The following is a 16,241-nucleotide window of genomic DNA, read 5'->3' as shown; positions in this document are numbered from 1 at the left end:
ATTCAATCCTTAATCCGCAAGGTGCGCGCCAGCTCACGGCAGACCTGATGGCGAGGGCAGTGAAGTAAGTGATCATTCACAATACCCACTGCCTGCATGTAGGCATAGGCGATGGTAGGGCCGAAAAAACGGATGCCTTCACGCTTGAGATCTTTCGCCAGCTGCACCGACAGGGCGGTCTGAGCCGGAATCTGCTCCAGCTGCTCAAAACCGGACTGGATCGGCTGACCATCAACATAACGCCACAGAAAGCGGGCAAAGCTGCCGTGGTGCGCCTGCAGTCGCAGAAACACCCTGGCATTGCTGATCGAGGCTTCGATTTTGGCCCGGTTACGGATAATGCCAGCGTCAGCCAGCATCGCCGCCATTTCGGTCTCACCGAAACGGGCAACCCGTTCGGGATCAAAGCCACAATAGTGACGCCGGTAACCTTCACGCTTCTCCAGCACCGTGCGCCAGCTCAGACCTGCCTGAGCCGACTCCAGCACCAGAAATTCGAACAGCACCCGATCGTCCGTCTGCGGCACACCCCATTCATGGTCATGATAGGCATGTTCCAGCGGGCTCTGCATCGCCCAGCCACAGGACTGGTGCGATGCAGTATCGGGCCTGTCAGTGATCACGGCGCAGGCCGCCCGCATCAAGGATGCGGATCGGCTGAGGAGAGTCATCCGCCTTGGAGGCCGGTGCCCGATCCGAGCGTTCCCCGCTGACACGGGTTTCGATCTGTTCCGGATCCGGGCGACCGTCCAGTCGCAGGGAGTCCGAGAAGCCGCACTTCACACACTCGCGGTACTCACGCTCTTCATCACGGTACATTCTGACCGTATCCATCTCGCCACAGCGCGGACAGACCGCGCCAGCAATAAACCGCTTGCCTACACTCATTTTTCAACCTCTCAGCGAATACCGGAGTGGCGCAGCAGGGCATCCACACTGGGTTCCCGACCACGGAAGGCCACAAACAGATCCATCGGATCAACCGAACCACCCTGTTCCAGAATTTCCTGACGGAAGGCCACACCGGCTTCCGCACTGAAGATGCCTTCCTCCTCGAAACGGGAGAAGGCATCGGCCGACAGCACCTCGGCCCACTTGTAACTGTAGTAGCCTGCGGCATAGCCACCGGCAAATATGTGACTGAAACTGTGCTGGAAGCGGTTTTCCGCCGGCGGACGGATCACCGATACCTGATCCCGTACCCGGTTCAACAGCGCCTGAATATCGGTCTTGCCCGGCTGGTACTCATGGTGCAGGCGGAAATCAAACAGCGAGAACTCCAGCTGGCGCAGCATCATCATCGCAGACTGGAAGTGCTTGGCGGCCAGCATCTTGTCCAGCAGTGACTGCGGCAGCGGTTCTCCGGTTTCATGATGACCGGAGATCAGCGCCAGCGCTTCCGGCTCCCAGCACCAGTTTTCCATGAACTGACTCGGCAGCTCGACCGCATCCCAGGCGACACCGTTGATGCCGCTGATATCCGCCTCTTCCATCTGCGTCAGCATATGGTGCAGGCCATGGCCGAACTCATGGAACAGGGTCGTCACTTCATCATGGGTCAGCAGCGCCGGCTGGCCCGGCAGGGGCGGGGTGAAGTTGCATACCAGATAGGCCACCGGCAGCTGCAGCCGACTGTCACTCAGGCGGCGACGTACGCGGCAGTCATCCATCCAGGCACCGCCGCGCTTGCTGCTGCGGGCAAAGGGGTCCAGATAGCAGTAGGCAAAGGGTTCGCCGTTGCGTTTGAGTGCAAACAGGCGCACATCCTCATGCCAGCTGTCGAAACTCGACTGTTCTTCCACCTCAAGCTCAAACAGGCGACCGGCAATGGTGAACATGCCATCCAGCACTTTCGGTAGCGGGAAATAGGGACGCAGCTCCTGCTGGGAGATGTCATAGCGCGCCTGCTTCAGCTTCTCGCCATAGTAGGTCACATCCCAGGCCATCAGCTCCTCAATGCCATCACGCTCTTTGGCAAAGGCTTGCAGTTCGGCCAGTTCCCGCTCGGCAATCGGACGGGTTTCCGTCGCCAGATCTTCGAGGAAGCTCACCACCTGCTGTGGCGACTGCGCCATTTTGGTCGCCAGCGAGTAATCGGCATAGGTATCAAAGCCCAACAGTTGTGCCAGCTCGTGACGCAGATCCAGAATCTCCTGCATCACCGCCGAATTGTCCCATTCACCGGCCTTTGGCCCCTGGTCGGATGCGCGGGTGCTGTAGGCACGGTACAGCTCTTCGCGCAGACGGCGGCTGTCCGCAAAGGCCATCACGGCGTAGTAGGCGGGGAAGTCCAGCGTGATCACCCAACCCTCAAGCTCTTTCGCCTTCGCAGCCTCTTTGGCGGCGGCAACGGCGTGATCCGGCAGCCCGGCCAGCTCCGCTTCATCATCGACCTGCTTCCACCAGCCTTGGGTAGCGTCGAGCACGTTCTCGGAGAACCGGGTGGTCAGCTCGGACAGACGCTGCTGCAGCTCTGCATAACGCTTCTGCCGGGCTTCCGGCAGGGCGATGCCGGACAGGCGGAAGTCCCGCAAAGCGTTGTCGATCACCTTTCTGCGTGACTGGCTCAGCTGCGGATAGGCCTCACTCTGCGCCAGCGACTCGAATGCCTTGAACAGGCCCTGATGCTGGCCCAGCTCGGTCCAGTATTCGGACAGTTTCGGCAGGCAACCATTATAGGCTTCACGCCAGGCATCGGAATTCATCACGCCGTTCAGGTGCGATACCGGTGACCAGGCCTGTGCCAACTCATCGTTGAGTTGCTCCAGCTCAGCCACCAGCGACCAGTCATTGCGCTCCGGGTCGGCAGTCAACGCCGCGATGCGTTCGCGATTGCGCGTCAGTAGTTCATCGACAGCGGGCACGGCATGCTCGGGCTGGATACGGCTGAACGGGGGCAGCAGGTGGGTCTCAAGCAGCGGGTTGGACATCGGTGTCTCCATCGGTTGCGGCCTTTCAGCGGTTGTACGTCTGCAGGCGTTCAAAAGTGCACTTTGCTATACAATGGGGGCCACAGAGCCTTATTTCAATCGATTCAGGAGCGGTTATGAATATACGCCCTTATCAGGGGATGACACCAAAACTGGGCGAGCGGGTGTTTGTCGATCCCAGCGCGGTTGTACTGGGTGACGTGGAGATCGGTGACGACAGCTCGGTCTGGCCGCTGGTGGTGATTCGCGGTGACATGCACCGCATCCGTATCGGTCGCTGCAGCAGCATTCAGGATGGTTCGGTACTGCATATCACACACGCAGGCCCGTACAACCCTGACGGCTTCCCGCTGATTATCGGTGATCATGTCACCGTCGGTCATCAGGCGATGCTGCACGGCTGCACCATCGGCAACCGTGTTCTGGTGGGTATGGGCGCGATGATCATGGATGGTGCCGTGGTGGAAGATGAAGTAATCGTGGGTGCCGGCAGTCTGGTGCCACCGGGAAAGACGTTGAAAAGCGGCTACCTCTACGTGGGCCGTCCGGCCAAGCCCCAGCGCGAGTTGACGGAACAGGAGCGCGCGTTCTTCACCTATACCGCCGAGAACTACTCACGCCTGAAAGACAAGCACCGCGCGGAGGACTGGGCCTGACACTTGTCAGGCCTTGGCCTTGGCTATCTCCCGCAGCCGCTTGACCACCTGCGCATTGATGCTGCGCTGGGTGAAGTGGCCGTCTTCCTTACGCACACCGGCGGTGCGACCCATCAGGATCTCCAGGCACTCATCCACGCTGGCCACGGCGTAGATGTGGAACATGCCATCTTCCACCGCCTTGACCACCTCGGCCTTGAGCATCAGGTGACGCACATTGGCCTTGGGAATGACACAGCCCTGCCACCCGGTGAGCCCACGGGTTTTGCAGAGGTGGAAGAAGCCCTCGATCTTCTCGTTCACCCCACCAATCGCCTGTACCTCGCCATACTGGTTGATGGAGCCGGTAACCGCATATTGCTGGCGAATCGGGATATGAGTCAGGGCAGAGATCAGGGTGCAGATCTCTGCCAGTGAGGCGCTGTCGCCGTCCACATAACCGTAGGACTGCTCCATCGCCAGGCTTGCCGAAACCGCCAGCGGAAAATCACTGGCGTAGGTGTGTCCCAGAAAACCCGAAAGTATCAGAACACCTTTGGAATGGATCGGCTGGCCCAGTGTTACCTCACGTTCAATATCGATAATACCCTTGCTTCCGGGATGCACCGTGGCGGTAATGCGCGCCGGGCTGCCGAAAGAGACGTCGCCCACCTGCAGCACCGTCAGGCCGTTCGACTTGCCGATCGCCTCGCCCTCGGTATCGATCAGCACCGTTTCATTGAGAATACTTTCCAGAATTTTCTCTGACAGCCTGCCGGTGCGGCGCTCCTTGGCCTCCAGCGCCAGCTCAACATGTTCGGCATTGATCAAGGCATCATTCTGTTCGCGACGGCGAAAATCCGACTCGCAGAGCAGGTCAACCAACTCCCCCACATGGGCCGACAACAACTCCTGATCTCCCGCCAAACGAGAGCTGTGTTCAACAAGGCGTGCCACTGCGCGCCGAGTCAGGGGCGCAAGGCTTTCTTCCTGCGCCAGCGTTTTCATCAGCCGCGCATACTGACGGATGGAGTGGGGGGTGCGGTGCACATCCTCGTCAAAGTCCACCACCACGCGGAACATCTTCTCGAAGTCGTGATCCAGTTCCTGCAGCAAATAGTAGGTTTCACGTTCACCTACCAGTACCACCTTCACCTTGAGTGACGCTGGCTGCGGACTCAGCGTGATCGCGCTGATGCCGGTATATTCGCTGATCGGGTTTTCGATGCGGATCTCATGAGACTTGAGGGCACGCTTAAGCGCACTGTAAACGAATGGCTGTTCCAACAGCTTCTCCGCCTCCAGCACCAGATAGCCGCCATTGGCACGATGCAATGCCCCCGAGCGGATAAGGGTATAGTTGGTGACCATAGAGCCCATTTCGCTGACGTATTCCACTCGACCAAACAGGTTTTCGTAGCTGGGATGCGCCTCAAACACTACTGGTGCACCCTTGGTTTTGTGGTTATCGACCAGCAGGTTCAGGCCATAGTTCTGTTCCAGATACTCCCGACGCATGGCATCGGTCTTGGCTTCAAGCGGGCTGTCATCGCCCACCAGATCACCCGAGTTACGGATCAGATCACGCTCTATGTGGTTAAGGTAATCCACAATGCTGTTGATATTGGCGTACTTGTCTCGCAGCGGCTGAACAAGCGGCTGCACGGCCTGTCGTGCAGTTTCTCGGTCCAGCACTTTCATCTGTTCGGCCGCGGTACGGCGCCAGACCGGCAGACCGGTCAGGCTGTCATTCAGCATCTCTTCCAGTTCTGAGATATGAGCCTGGATCGCATCCCGCTCTTCTTCAGGCAACTGCGAGAACACCGCTTCATCCATCGCCTGCCCATTGCTGACCGGAGTAAAGCCTACCGTTGCGCCATCCCGATAGACAGCAATGCTGTATTCGCGCCCCTTGCGTTCCACCTGATTGAGGGCGTCGTCGTAATGGCGATTGAACTCGCGCTCAATCTGGCTTTTCATACGCTGGTAAGCGGGGTTTTCAAATGCAGCCGGCAGCTCGGTCAGCACAGTATCCAGCAGCTGACGAATGTCGCGTTTGAGCTGGGAAGCCCGTCCGGCGGGCAGTTCAAGCACGACAGGGTAGCGGTTGTCATTCAGGTTGTTGATGTAACACCAGTCGCTGGGCTTGCTCTGCTTTTTGGCCGAGCTTTTCAGGCTGTCCATGGCAAAGGAGAAACGTCCCGTATGCGGATTGCCCATTACGAACAGGTTATACCCCGGCCGCTGCATGCCGATGCCAAAGGCCATGGCTTCGATGGCACGGTCCTGTCCGAAAAAGCCGGTGAAGGGCTCCAGTGACTCAGTGGTTTTGAAAGGAAGGAGTTCGGGATCGCAGTTGCGATAGAGCGCCTCGGGCGCCAGGGGCAGATGCTTGTCCATGCGCGCACTCCGCAGACAGAGAATGTTTCTCTGTTATACCGCCTCACAATTGATTGATGCAAGGCGGTTGCGGGAAAAGGCTTTGAAATTCAGTGGGCTGCCAGAGACTCGCGCAGCGCCTGAATGACAGGAGTCGTATCGGGACGCACACCGCGCCAGATCAGGAAGGCTTCAGCGGCCTGCTCGACCAACATCCCCAGACCGTCCATGACCCGGCCCGCGCCCTGTGCCTGTGCCCAACGGCAGAACGGAGTGGGTTCGGCGCCATACATCATGTCATAGCAGGCTGTGTGAGCACTTACTGTCGCCCTGGGAACCGGTGGCAGCTCTCCCTGCAGGCTCGCAGAGGTGCCGTTGATGATCAAGTCAAAGGCGGTTGCCGGAATCGCATCAAAACCACAGGCTGTCACTCCGGCAGCCGGATCGAACAGCTGCGCCAGCACCTCGGCTCTGGCAGGGGTTCGGTTGGCGATCAGGATAGAGCTCACACCCGCGGCCAGCAGCGGCTGCAATACGCCACGAACGGCGCCACCGGCACCGAGAATCAGCACCCGAGCACCCTCCAGGTCGACTTCATTATTGTCGGCCAGATCACGCACCAGACCGATGCCATCGGTGTTGTCACCGGCAAGGCGGCCATCTTCGAGGCGATGCAGAGTATTGACCGCGCCCGCCAGCTCGGCGCGCTCACTGCGCCACTGTGCCAGTGCCCAGGCCCGCTCCTTGAACGGCACCGTAATATTCAGCCCCTTGCCATCCCCCTGCAGAAAATTCGTGACAGCCGCTTCAAACGCATCCTCATTAATATGCTCGGCGCTGTAGCTCAGATCCTGTGCCGTTTGATGCGCGAAACGAGCATGAATCTGAGGTGATTTGCTGTGGGCTATCGGATTGCCAAACACGGCGTAGCGGTCGGTCATGTTATACATCCAGCCAGTTGCGCGGTTTCAGGTAACGTTCATAGAGCACGGCTTCCTCGGTGTCCGGCTCAGGCTGCCAGTTGTAGTCCCAGCGCACCTCCGGCGGCAACGACATCAGGATAGACTCGGTGCGCCCCCCAGACTGTAACCCGAAGAGAGTTCCACGGTCATATACGAGGTTGAACTCCACATAGCGGCCACGTCGGTGCAACTGAAAATCACGCTGCCGCTCGCCATATGGCATATCCTTGCGTTTTTCGATGATCGGCACGATCGCCGGTACATAGGCATCGCCGATGGCTCGCATCAAGCCAAAACTGCCGTCAAAGCCCAGCTCATTAAGGTCATCAAAAAACAGACCGCCGATACCACGTGGCTCCTGACGGTGCTTAAGGTAAAAATAGTCATCACACCACTGCTTGAAACGCGGATAGATATCGTCACCGAAAGGAGCACAGGCGTCGTGCGCGACCTGATGCCAGTGTCGACAGTCATCGTCGTTGCCGTAATAGGGAGTCAGATCGAAGCCACCGCCAAACCACCAGACCGGCGCTTCTCCTTCCTTCTCGGCAATAAAAAAGCGCACGTTGGCATGGGAAGTGGGTACATAGGGGTTGTGAGGATGGATGACCAGTGACACACCCATCGCCTCGAAGCTGCGACCGGCCAACTCTGGACGGTGAGCCGTTGCTGAGCCCGGCAACGCCTTGCCATAAACGTGAGAAAAATTGACCCCGCCTTTTTCAATCACGCCGCCCTGACTGATTACTCGACTGCGACCACCGCCGCCTTCGGCACGTTCCCAGCTGTCCTCAACGAATCGCGCCTTGCCATCAGCCTGCTCCAAAGCAGCACAGATACGCTCCTGCAGATCGAGCAGATAACGTTTTACTTCTTGGGTATCAGGGACGGACATATATAATCTCCATTCTCAAGAAAGTAAGTATTTACTTTCGCTATAGAGCTTTAAATTTAGAGCACTCATCGTAGTCAAAAGACTTAGCAGGCAAAAAAAAGGGCGCGCACCTTATAAAACAACAACCGCAGGCGTAGTCAACACTTACTTCGCCTGCAGGCCTTTATGAAACAGCCTGGATGAATAGCTCAACTTGCCAGCTGAGCCAGCGCCCATTCGGCAACCACGCTGTCTTCTTCATCCAGCTGAGCACCCAGCGCCTGCAGGCTTTCAGCAAGAGTAGGCACATCAGGCCGACAGATGTTCACGTGACCTACCTTACGCCCCGGACGGATCTCTTTGCCGTACCAGTGTACATGCGCACCCTGTACGCTCAGCCATTCGCGCTTCCAGTTGCGACCCAGCAGGTTGTACATAACCGAGACACCGCTGACTTCGGGGGTGATCAGCGGCAATCCTGCCAGCGCGCGCAGGTGCAGCTCAAACTGGCTGATGCTGGCACCTTCCTGAGTCCAGTGACCGGAGTTGTGCACTCTGGGTGCCAACTCGTTGACCAGCAACTTGCCGTCCACCACAAAGCACTCCATCGCCATAACACCGATGTAGCCTTCGTCATCCATGATGCGCCCCAGCCAGGCTTCGGCATCACGCTGTTGTTCGGCGGGTATGGGCAGGCCGGCAATGCTGGCACGCAAAATGCCGTCCTGGTGCCAGTTGCAGGTAAGGGGGTAGAACACTTTTTCACCTGCGGCATTGCGGGCACCGACCAGTGAAACCTCATGGCTGAACGGAATCATCGCCTCGGCAATGCACTCACCTGCCCACTCGGCTTCGGGTTGATCGCCTTTCTGCCAGCGCCACTGACCACGGCCGTCATAGCCACCACGGCGGCGTTTGACGATAACGCGTTCGCCAACCGACTCCAGCTGTGCCTGCAGATCATCGCCTTCGAGGGACAGCCAGGGGGAGGTCGGTACCTGCAGACGATCGAGCAGCGACTTCTGCCGCTGACGGTCGACCACCATGTGCAGAGCAACCTTATTACGAAAGTTGGGGTGCTGTTTAAGCTGCAAACCGCTGACGCTGTCAGACCAGTGTTCAATCTCAACCGTAATCACATCATCCGCACGCAGTTCCAGCTGCACGTCAGCGTTGGGATCAACCGGCATCACTTCCAGTTGCATGGGTGCACCGGCCTGCTGCAACATCTGGCCCAACTGGCCATTACCGGCTACGACGATTCGTGGCAGCATCACTCAACCTCGCGGATCGGGATTATCAAGTACGGTTTGCGTCTGAGCCTGACGCCAGTCTGCCAGGCGCTGTCCAAGCGCGGAATCTCGAGTCGCCAGAATCTGGGCAGCCAGAAGACCGGCATTGAAGGCACCGGCGCCACCGATGGCCAGAGTACCGACCGGAACGCCACGCGGCATCTGCACAATCGACAGCAGGCTGTCCTGACCACTGAGCGCCTTGCTCTGAACCGGAACACCCAGCACCGGCACGAGCGTCTTGGCAGCAATCATCCCGGGCAGGTGTGCAGCGCCACCCGCACCGGCAATGATCACCTCAATACCATTGGCAGCCGCGTTTTCGGCAAAGTGGAACATTTTGTCAGGGGTGCGATGGGCTGACACCACTTCTGTGTGATACTCGACACCCAGGGTGTCGAGAATTGTTGCCGCCTCTTCCATGGTGGGCCAGTCTGAACGTGATCCCATCACGATCGCCACTTTTGCGCTCATCGGTTATCTACTCCCGTCATCACTCTGACAGCACCGGCCGCCTGGCGGCTCCGGTACAATCCGGTCGGGTTTTCCGGCCGGACCGGAAAACGGAAAGGCGGAATTATAGCAAGCACTGAGGCAAAATTCCCCACTGGATCAGCGGATACGACACACCCGCGAGGCGGTCAGTTCTATCAGACCTTCCAGTTGCAGCTGCATCAGCAGCGCCTGCAGGCGAGGCAGGGGCAAATCAGACTGGCCGGCCAGCGTATCCAGCCAGATCGGTTCCCAAGGAATTTTTTGCAACAGCTGCTGCAACTCAGGTGCCAATGGCGCGCTTTGCGAAGAAGCCTGATGACGAGTCGGCTCTTGTACCAACAGCCCCAGAATACTGCCCACCTGTTCAACCACGTGGTCAATCGTTTCAACCAGCGTGGCTCCCTCCCGAATCAGCGCGTGGCAGCCACGGCTCAGCGGGTTGTGGATAGAGCCCGGGATGGCAAACACTTCGCGCCCCTGTTCCAGGGCTTGTCGCGCGGTGATCAGGGAACCGCTGCGCAACGCAGCCTCCACCACCAGCGTACCGATTGACAGGCCACTGATAATTCGATTTCGACGTGGGAAGTGCCCCGGCAGCGGTGCTGTTCCTGGCGGGTATTCCGATACCAGCACACCGCCGCTGGCCAGAATCTGCTCTGACAGCCGTTGATGGCGCCGCGGATAGATGCGATCGACCCCGGTCCCGAGTACGGCAACGGTGGCACTATCAACATCCAAACATGCCTGATGTGCCGCCGCATCAATCCCCAGTGCAAGGCCGCTACAGGCGATGACACCGGACTGCGCAAGTGCGGAGGCAAAATCATATGCCAGTTGTACGCCACTTCGACTGGCATGCCGACTGCCGACAATGCCCAACTGCGGCACATTCAGTGCTGCCACTTCCCCCTTGATCCACAGTACCAGCGGTGGGTCTGGAATAGCCGCCAACAACTCGGGGTAATCGGCGTGGCTGAACCCCAACACCTTAATGCCCAGTGTATCAGCCTGCTGCAAGAGCTGATCCGCCTCAGTGAATCGGGCGCCTTGATATTGGAACTGGTGTATCGCCTCGAGCGTATCGCGGCGTAACCGAATGGTGGAGGGCAGGGCGATTTCGGCTCTGAGCAGCCGTGTGATGCAGACACCTTCCTGGCGGAGTCGCGCCAGCGTTGCCGGGCCAATACCCGGCAGTTGGCTGGCAGCGATCCACTCCCTTGGATCGCTCATAACTACTGTTCCTTAACGTCCCGGGGCGCGCAACTCGTCGCCGACAGAGATCACATTGGTCGCCTTGAGTACCAGACCGTAGCTGACACGCTCGAACGCCTTGAACACCATCAGCTCACCGGCACGCTCCGCCGGCAGCGCAACAACCTCTTCCGTCACCGGATCCTTAACCAGCTCGCCTTTTTTGTAAACCGCGAATACATGGCCAGGCTCAACACCATCCGCTGCACCGAAGCTCAGTGCCACGGCGTCAAATTGACCAACCTTAGCGACACCACCCAGTACATCAATGATAACAGCGTCGGTCAGATCAGGGCCCGGCTGAGGGTGGAAGATTGACTGAATTCGCTCTTCTCCACTGGGCAGCAGGCGATCCAGTTTACGCACCTCTTCACGGCTGTTACGAAGATCCAGTGTCAGGATGTCCTCATCTCGAGATGTAATCTGCGCATCTGCCACCTTGTACAGCTCGAAACCCAAGAACTCACCGGTTACAGGATGATGGTATTCACGCGCCGGACGATAAAGGCTCTGGATCTGGATATTTTCATCTACAGGTATGCCACGGGCGTACACGCGATCACCAGCCCCGGCGATAATGCTCTCGTTGCGACCACCGATAACATAGGGAGCTGTTTCAACCACATCCTGCTCTGTCACAATATTGTCGTTCAGGAAGCTTGCGATATCGCGCAGCGGAATTGCCGGAATCGGCTGATCCAGAGGCTGGACCCTAACCTGCGGGCTCAGTTTGCGAACACCGCGCCTGACGCCCAGTCGCGGCTGGCCATCAACCCATGTCAGGTAAACCACATCGCCAGGATAGATCAGATGAGGGTTGTCAATCTGCGGGTTAACATCCCACACCTCGGGCCAGCGCCAGGGGCTCTGCAGAAACCGGCCTGAAATATGCCAAAGGGTGTCTCCCTTGACTACAACGTATTCTGTCGGGTGCCCATCCTGGAGCTGTATCCGGTCGGCACGTTCCGCTGCGGTCGCGACACCCGCCCATAACAGGCAGGCCCCAACCAAGCCATAAAGCAATCCTCTCATTCTTCCGCTCCCTTGTAGTTTCTGGCCCGGGCAACCCACCACACAAGCGTGCTTGAAGGCCGCAAAGCAATGCATCAGGCAAGTTATTCAGTATAATGATGGCAGATCAAACTTTTTGCCACTAAACAGCCGGATTTTAACCTCCGACAAAGCAGATTACCTATGGCCAAGCTCAATATTCTTGAATTTCCTGATCCGCGTCTACGCACTATCGCGGAATCCGTCGAACAAGTGGATGATACGATCCGTCAACTGGTCGATGATATGTTTGAAACCATGTATGACGCCCCGGGTATCGGTCTTGCCGCCACTCAGGTAAATGTACACAAGCGTGTCGTCACCATCGATATCTCTGAAGATGGCAGTGAGCCTCTGGTGCTGATCAACCCGGAGTTCACCGTATTGCAGGATGAATTGGAGCAGATGCAGGAAGGCTGCCTCTCTGTACCCGGCTTCTACGAGGATGTTGAGCGTCCCAATCGCATCCTGCTTAAAGCGCTGGACCGTGACGGCAACCCTTATGAGCTGGAGGCGGAAGGGCTGCTGGCCGTGTGTATCCAGCACGAGCTGGATCATCTCAACGGCAAGTTGTTCGTAGATTACCTGACTGCGCTCAAACGCAATCGCATTCGCGGCAAGCTGGAGAAAAAGCACCGGCTTGAAGCCCATCAGGCCTGATCCGGCCACGTGTTCTTAAACAGGTTTGCACACGCAAGCCTGTTTTTGTATGGAGCCCAACCATGAGTGATACACCGCTGCGCATCATCTTTGCCGGCACCCCCGATTTCGCCGCCAGCTGTCTGGATGCCCTGCTCAAGACCAAACACAACATTGTGGCAGTTTATACTCAGCCGGACCGCCCGGCAGGGCGTGGCCGCAAGCTGCGTCCCGGCCCGGTCAAGGCACTGGCTCAACAGCATGACCTGCCGGTATTTCAACCTCTGTCACTCAAGGACCTGGCTGAGCAACAGGCACTGCGCGAACTGAACGCAGACCTGATGGTGGTAGTGGCATACGGCTTACTGCTGCCACAGGCAGTTCTGGATGCACCACGTCTGGGCTGCATCAACGTACACGCATCTCTGCTGCCGCGCTGGCGCGGGGCCGCTCCGATTCATCGCGCCCTTCTGGCTGGTGACAACACAACCGGGATTACCATCATGCAGATGGACGCCGGCCTTGATACCGGTGACATGCTGAGCAAGGTTGAATGCCCGATTCTGGCTGACGATACCAGCGGGAGCCTGCATGATCGTCTGGCCGACCTTGGGGCGAGAGCACTGGTGGAGTGTCTCACACCTCTTGCAGCCGGCACACTTGTTCCGGAAGTGCAGGATGGCAGCCAGGCCTGCTATGCACACAAGCTGGAAAAGCAGGAAGCACAGATCGACTGGTCGCAACCTGCAGAGCTTATCGTACGCTGTGTACGTGGTTTCAACCCATGGCCGGTGGCGTATACCCGCCTTGGCGATGACAACCTTCGAGTGTGGGCCGCTACCGCGGACCTCCACGAACCTGAAGCAGCCGTACCCGGCACCATTGTCGAATCCTCTGCCGACACCGTACGCGTGGCCACCGGCAAAGGCAGTGTATTACTGACCGAACTGCAGCTGCCCGGTGGCAAACCACAACCGATCAAAACGCTCATGAACGCCCATCAGGCACGCTTTGCTACTGGAGTTAAACTTGGCTGATTCCATCAACGTCCGAGCGCTGGCCGCCAAGGTACTGGCCCCCTTACTGCGTCAGCATGGTTCCCTCAGCAGCCATCTGCCCGATGCCCTGCAGCACTGCCCAGAACAGGACCGAGCCCTGTTACAGCAACTCTGCTTCGGCACCATGCGAGAACTGTTCCGGCTTGAGGTAATTGCCGACAGCCTGTTGAAAAAACCCTTTCAGGACCGTGACTATGAGCTGCAGGCCCTGCTGTTAATCGGGCTATGGCAGTTGCGCCACAGCCGCATTCCAGCTCATGCCGCGCTAAACGAGACCGTCGATGCCACATCAGCACTCAACCATGACTGGGCCCGCAAGCTGATCAACGCGGTACTGCGTCGCTACCAGCGTGAAGCTGGACAGCTTGAAGCAGGGTTTGCAGACAATCCACAGTTCCACTGGAACCACCCGCAATGGATGATCAGCAAACTGGAGCACAACTGGCCCGAACACTGGCAGGGAATTCTTGCTGCCAATGACCAGCAGGCCCCCATGACCCTCAGGGTTAATAAGCGCCAACTTACACTGGAGAGCGCGCAAAGCAAGCTGCAGGGCGCAGAGATACCCGCTCAACAGGGCCATTTCAGTGATACCGCACTGGTGCTTGAGCACGCCGTAGATGTACGCCGTATTCCCGGTTTCGATCAGGGCTGGTTCAGCGTACAGGATGAAGCCGCTCAGTTGTCGGCCGGGCTTCTGGACGCAAGAGCAGGGCAGCGCGTATTGGATGCATGCGCCGCACCTGGTGGCAAACTGTGCCACCTTCTTGAGGCCACACCCGGCCTGCAGGATGTTGTCGCCGTCGAACTGGAACCCGCACGAGCACAACGCATTACCGATAACCTTATGCGCCTTGGACTGGAGCTTGAATGCCGACTGCTGACCGCTGACGCGACCAGTCAGGACTGGTGGGACCGACAACCCTTTGACCGCATTCTGATCGATGCACCCTGCAGTGGCACCGGTGTAATTCGCCGTCACCCCGATATTAAGCTGTTGCGCCGTGGCGAAGACATTAACGCACTGGCACAGGTACAACTCAGCATCCTCAGCAACCTCTGGCCGATGCTGGCACCGGGCGGACGCCTGGTGTACGCCACTTGCTCGGTATTCAGCCAGGAGAATGAGCGCATCATTGAGCGCTTCATCAAACAGCACCCTGATGCATGCCATGTGCCGATTAATGCCAGCTGGGGCATATCAAGGCCTTACGGCCGCCAGCTGTTTCCTCAACCTGGAAGCCATGATGGCTTCTATTATGCTGTTCTGACCAAAACGGAGGAGCGCATAGCCTCATGAAGATCATCATTCTGGGTGCCGGCCAGGTGGGCGGATCTCTGGCTGAACACCTTGCCAACGAAGCCAATGACATCACCGTTATTGATACGGATACAGCTCGTCTGCGTGAACTCCAGGATCGGCTTGATATTCGCACAGTAGAGGGCAAGGCTTCCTATCCATCCGTACTGGATCAGGCCGGCGCACAGGATGCCGACATGTTGATTGCGGTCACCAACAGTGACGAGGTCAATATGATCGCCTGTCAGATCGCTCGCGGACTGTTCAACATCCCGACCAAAATTGCGCGCGTGCGTGAGCACGATTACCTGCAGAAAGATCACGCCATCTTCAGCAGCGACAAGGGGATTCCGGTTGATGTTCTGATCAGCCCAGAAGAGCTGGTGACCCAACACATCAAGCGTATGATCCAGTACCCCGGTGCACTTCAGGTATTGGACTTTGCGGGCGGGCAGGCCCAGCTGGTAGCGGTCAAGGCCTACTATGGCGGCCCACTGGTAGGGCGTGAAATATCCTTCCTGCGTTCGCACATGCCTAATATCGATACACGTGTTGCCGCTATTTTTCGTCAGGACCACCCCATGATCCCCAAGGGGGACACCGTCATTGAAGCCGATGACGAGGTGTTCTTCATCGCGGCACGGCGCGATATCCGTGCAGTGATGAGCGAGCTACGCCGCCTGGACCGCTCCTACAAACGCATCATCATTGCCGGTGGCGGCAATATCGGCGCTCGCCTGGCAAGCTCTATTGAAAATGACTACCAGGTCAAGTTGATCGAACGCAACCTGTCACGCTGCAATCTGTTGGCACGCGACCTCAACAACACCATTGTGCTGCACGGCAGTGCCTCCGATCGTGATCTTCTGATTGAGGAAAACATCGAAGACACGGATGTGTTCTGCGCCCTGACCAACGACGATGAAGCCAACATCATGGCCTCCATGCTGGCCAAACGCCTGGGGGCACGCACTGTGATGACCCTGATTAACAATCCTGCCTATGTCGATCTGGTGCAGGGCGGCGTTATCGATATCGCCATATCACCGCAGCAAACCACCATTGGCGCACTTCTTACACATGTCCGCCGTGGTGATGTAGCAGCCGTGCATTCGCTGCGTCGCGGCGCCGCTGAAGCACTGGAAGCGGTTGCTCATGGTGACCGCAAGAGCTCCAAAGTGGTTGGGCGTGCAATTGAGGAGATCGATTTGCCACCGGGTACCACGATCGGTGCCATCATCCGTGGCAATGAAGTCTTGATCGCCCACGACGATCTGATCATCGAGAACGATGATCATGTCATTCTGTTTTTGGTCGATAAACGGCGTATTGCGGAAGTCGAGCGCCTGTTCCAGGTAGGCCTGGCTTTCTTCTGA

The 16,241-nt window shown here is 57.9% G+C and carries 15 protein-coding genes; 5 read left to right on the top strand and 10 right to left on the bottom strand.

Annotated elements, in window-relative coordinates:
* Positions 1-2: 2 nt before the first annotated feature.
* Genes CFI10_RS00120 through prlC form a run of 3 tightly spaced genes read right to left on the bottom strand, consistent with a single transcriptional unit; the run spans position 3 to position 2,930 of the window.
* Complete coding sequence (locus CFI10_RS00120) at positions 3-641, bottom strand: DNA-3-methyladenine glycosylase I (protein WP_242530063.1); 639 nt, start codon at positions 639-641, stop codon at positions 3-5.
* Complete coding sequence (locus CFI10_RS00115) at positions 613-888, bottom strand: YheV family putative zinc ribbon protein (RefSeq protein ID WP_206837701.1); 276 nt, start codon at positions 886-888, stop codon at positions 613-615. Before CFI10_RS00115 ends, CFI10_RS00120 begins: the two co-directional genes overlap by 29 nt.
* 11 nt (positions 889-899) lie before the next feature.
* Positions 900-2,930 (bottom strand): oligopeptidase A, encoded by a 2,031-nt coding sequence (gene prlC / locus CFI10_RS00110; protein WP_206837698.1) that lies wholly within the window; start codon positions 2,928-2,930, stop codon positions 900-902.
* A 116-nt stretch (positions 2,931-3,046) separates the two neighbouring features.
* On the opposite strand from prlC, the gene CFI10_RS00105 reads away from it, so the two are divergent.
* Complete coding sequence (locus tag CFI10_RS00105; protein ID WP_206837696.1) at positions 3,047-3,586, top strand: gamma carbonic anhydrase family protein; 540 nt, start codon at positions 3,047-3,049, stop codon at positions 3,584-3,586.
* A gap of 6 nt (positions 3,587-3,592) precedes the next feature.
* On the opposite strand, the gene CFI10_RS00100 is transcribed toward CFI10_RS00105, so the two are convergent.
* The 7 genes from CFI10_RS00100 to CFI10_RS00070 all read right to left on the bottom strand — a co-directional run bounded on the left by CFI10_RS00100 (position 3,593) and on the right by CFI10_RS00070 (position 11,850).
* Complete coding sequence (locus CFI10_RS00100; protein WP_206837693.1) at positions 3,593-5,965, bottom strand: Lon protease family protein; 2,373 nt, start codon at positions 5,963-5,965, stop codon at positions 3,593-3,595.
* 89 nt (positions 5,966-6,054) lie between these two features.
* Positions 6,055-6,885, bottom strand: coding sequence for a shikimate dehydrogenase (gene aroE, locus CFI10_RS00095; RefSeq protein WP_206837691.1), 831 nt, complete (start codon positions 6,883-6,885; stop codon positions 6,055-6,057).
* 1 nt (position 6,886) lies between these two features.
* On the bottom strand, positions 6,887-7,801 hold the full coding sequence (gene hemF / locus CFI10_RS00090; RefSeq protein ID WP_206837688.1) for an oxygen-dependent coproporphyrinogen oxidase: 915 nt from the start codon (positions 7,799-7,801) through the stop codon (positions 6,887-6,889).
* 188 nt (positions 7,802-7,989) lie between these two features.
* Positions 7,990-9,054 (bottom strand): 5-(carboxyamino)imidazole ribonucleotide synthase, encoded by a 1,065-nt coding sequence (purK, locus tag CFI10_RS00085; protein WP_206837686.1) that lies wholly within the window; start codon positions 9,052-9,054, stop codon positions 7,990-7,992.
* Between the two features lie 3 nt (positions 9,055-9,057).
* Entirely contained in the window at positions 9,058-9,546 is a 489-nt protein-coding gene (purE, locus tag CFI10_RS00080) for a 5-(carboxyamino)imidazole ribonucleotide mutase (protein ID WP_206837683.1), read from the bottom strand.
* A 138-nt stretch (positions 9,547-9,684) separates the two neighbouring features.
* Positions 9,685-10,797, bottom strand: coding sequence for a DNA-processing protein DprA (gene dprA, locus CFI10_RS00075; RefSeq protein WP_206837682.1), 1,113 nt, complete (start codon positions 10,795-10,797; stop codon positions 9,685-9,687).
* A gap of 12 nt (positions 10,798-10,809) precedes the next feature.
* Complete coding sequence (locus CFI10_RS00070) at positions 10,810-11,850, bottom strand: LysM peptidoglycan-binding domain-containing protein (RefSeq protein ID WP_091827510.1); 1,041 nt, start codon at positions 11,848-11,850, stop codon at positions 10,810-10,812.
* A gap of 162 nt (positions 11,851-12,012) precedes the next feature.
* Here CFI10_RS00070 and def point away from each other — a divergent pair, with 162 nt between their 5' ends.
* The 4 genes from def (at position 12,013) to trkA (ending at position 16,241) form a co-directional block, all read left to right on the top strand.
* The gene (def, locus tag CFI10_RS00065) at positions 12,013-12,528 is read left to right on the top strand and encodes a peptide deformylase (protein ID WP_091827511.1); all 516 of its coding nucleotides are present in this window, start codon (positions 12,013-12,015) and stop codon (positions 12,526-12,528) included.
* Between the two features lie 62 nt (positions 12,529-12,590).
* Positions 12,591-13,544, top strand: coding sequence for a methionyl-tRNA formyltransferase (gene fmt / locus CFI10_RS00060; RefSeq protein WP_206837680.1), 954 nt, complete (start codon positions 12,591-12,593; stop codon positions 13,542-13,544).
* The gene (gene rsmB, locus CFI10_RS00055) at positions 13,537-14,865 is read left to right on the top strand and encodes a 16S rRNA (cytosine(967)-C(5))-methyltransferase RsmB (RefSeq protein WP_206837678.1); all 1,329 of its coding nucleotides are present in this window, start codon (positions 13,537-13,539) and stop codon (positions 14,863-14,865) included. The genes fmt and rsmB overlap by 8 nt, the downstream gene beginning before the upstream one ends.
* Positions 14,862-16,241 (top strand): Trk system potassium transporter TrkA, encoded by a 1,380-nt coding sequence (gene trkA, locus CFI10_RS00050; RefSeq protein WP_206837675.1) that lies wholly within the window; start codon positions 14,862-14,864, stop codon positions 16,239-16,241. The genes rsmB and trkA overlap by 4 nt, the downstream gene beginning before the upstream one ends.

Origin of the sequence: Marinobacterium iners (genome assembly GCF_017310015.1) — a bacterium.
Classification (GTDB): domain Bacteria; phylum Pseudomonadota; class Gammaproteobacteria; order Pseudomonadales; family Balneatricaceae; genus Marinobacterium; species Marinobacterium iners.
The sequence above is the reverse complement of the archived record's forward strand: the minus strand, read 5'-3'. Positions and strand labels throughout refer to the sequence as shown.

Bases quoted from the DNA above. Each gene is read 5' to 3' on its own strand.
- purK (WP_206837686.1), bottom strand. From the start codon at position 9,054: ATGCTGCCACGAATCGTCGTAGCCGGTAATGGCCAGTTGGGCCAGATG.
- trkA (WP_206837675.1), top strand. From the start codon at position 14,862: ATGAAGATCATCATTCTGGGTGCCGGCCAGGTGGGCGGATCTCTGGCT.
- prlC (WP_206837698.1), bottom strand. From the start codon at position 2,930: ATGTCCAACCCGCTGCTTGAGACCCACCTGCTGCCCCCGTTCAGCCGT.
- hemF (WP_206837688.1), bottom strand. From the start codon at position 7,801: ATGTCCGTCCCTGATACCCAAGAAGTAAAACGTTATCTGCTCGATCTG.
- CFI10_RS00100 (WP_206837693.1), bottom strand. From the start codon at position 5,965: ATGGACAAGCATCTGCCCCTGGCGCCCGAGGCGCTCTATCGCAACTGC.
- CFI10_RS00120 (WP_242530063.1), bottom strand. From the start codon at position 641: ATGCGGGCGGCCTGCGCCGTGATCACTGACAGGCCCGATACTGCATCG.
- def (WP_091827511.1), top strand. From the start codon at position 12,013: ATGGCCAAGCTCAATATTCTTGAATTTCCTGATCCGCGTCTACGCACT.
- CFI10_RS00070 (WP_091827510.1), bottom strand. From the start codon at position 11,850: ATGAGAGGATTGCTTTATGGCTTGGTTGGGGCCTGCCTGTTATGGGCG.
- purE (WP_206837683.1), bottom strand. From the start codon at position 9,546: ATGAGCGCAAAAGTGGCGATCGTGATGGGATCACGTTCAGACTGGCCC.
- CFI10_RS00105 (WP_206837696.1), top strand. From the start codon at position 3,047: ATGAATATACGCCCTTATCAGGGGATGACACCAAAACTGGGCGAGCGG.
- dprA (WP_206837682.1), bottom strand. From the start codon at position 10,797: ATGAGCGATCCAAGGGAGTGGATCGCTGCCAGCCAACTGCCGGGTATT.
- fmt (WP_206837680.1), top strand. From the start codon at position 12,591: ATGAGTGATACACCGCTGCGCATCATCTTTGCCGGCACCCCCGATTTC.
- CFI10_RS00115 (WP_206837701.1), bottom strand. From the start codon at position 888: ATGAGTGTAGGCAAGCGGTTTATTGCTGGCGCGGTCTGTCCGCGCTGT.
- aroE (WP_206837691.1), bottom strand. From the start codon at position 6,885: ATGACCGACCGCTACGCCGTGTTTGGCAATCCGATAGCCCACAGCAAA.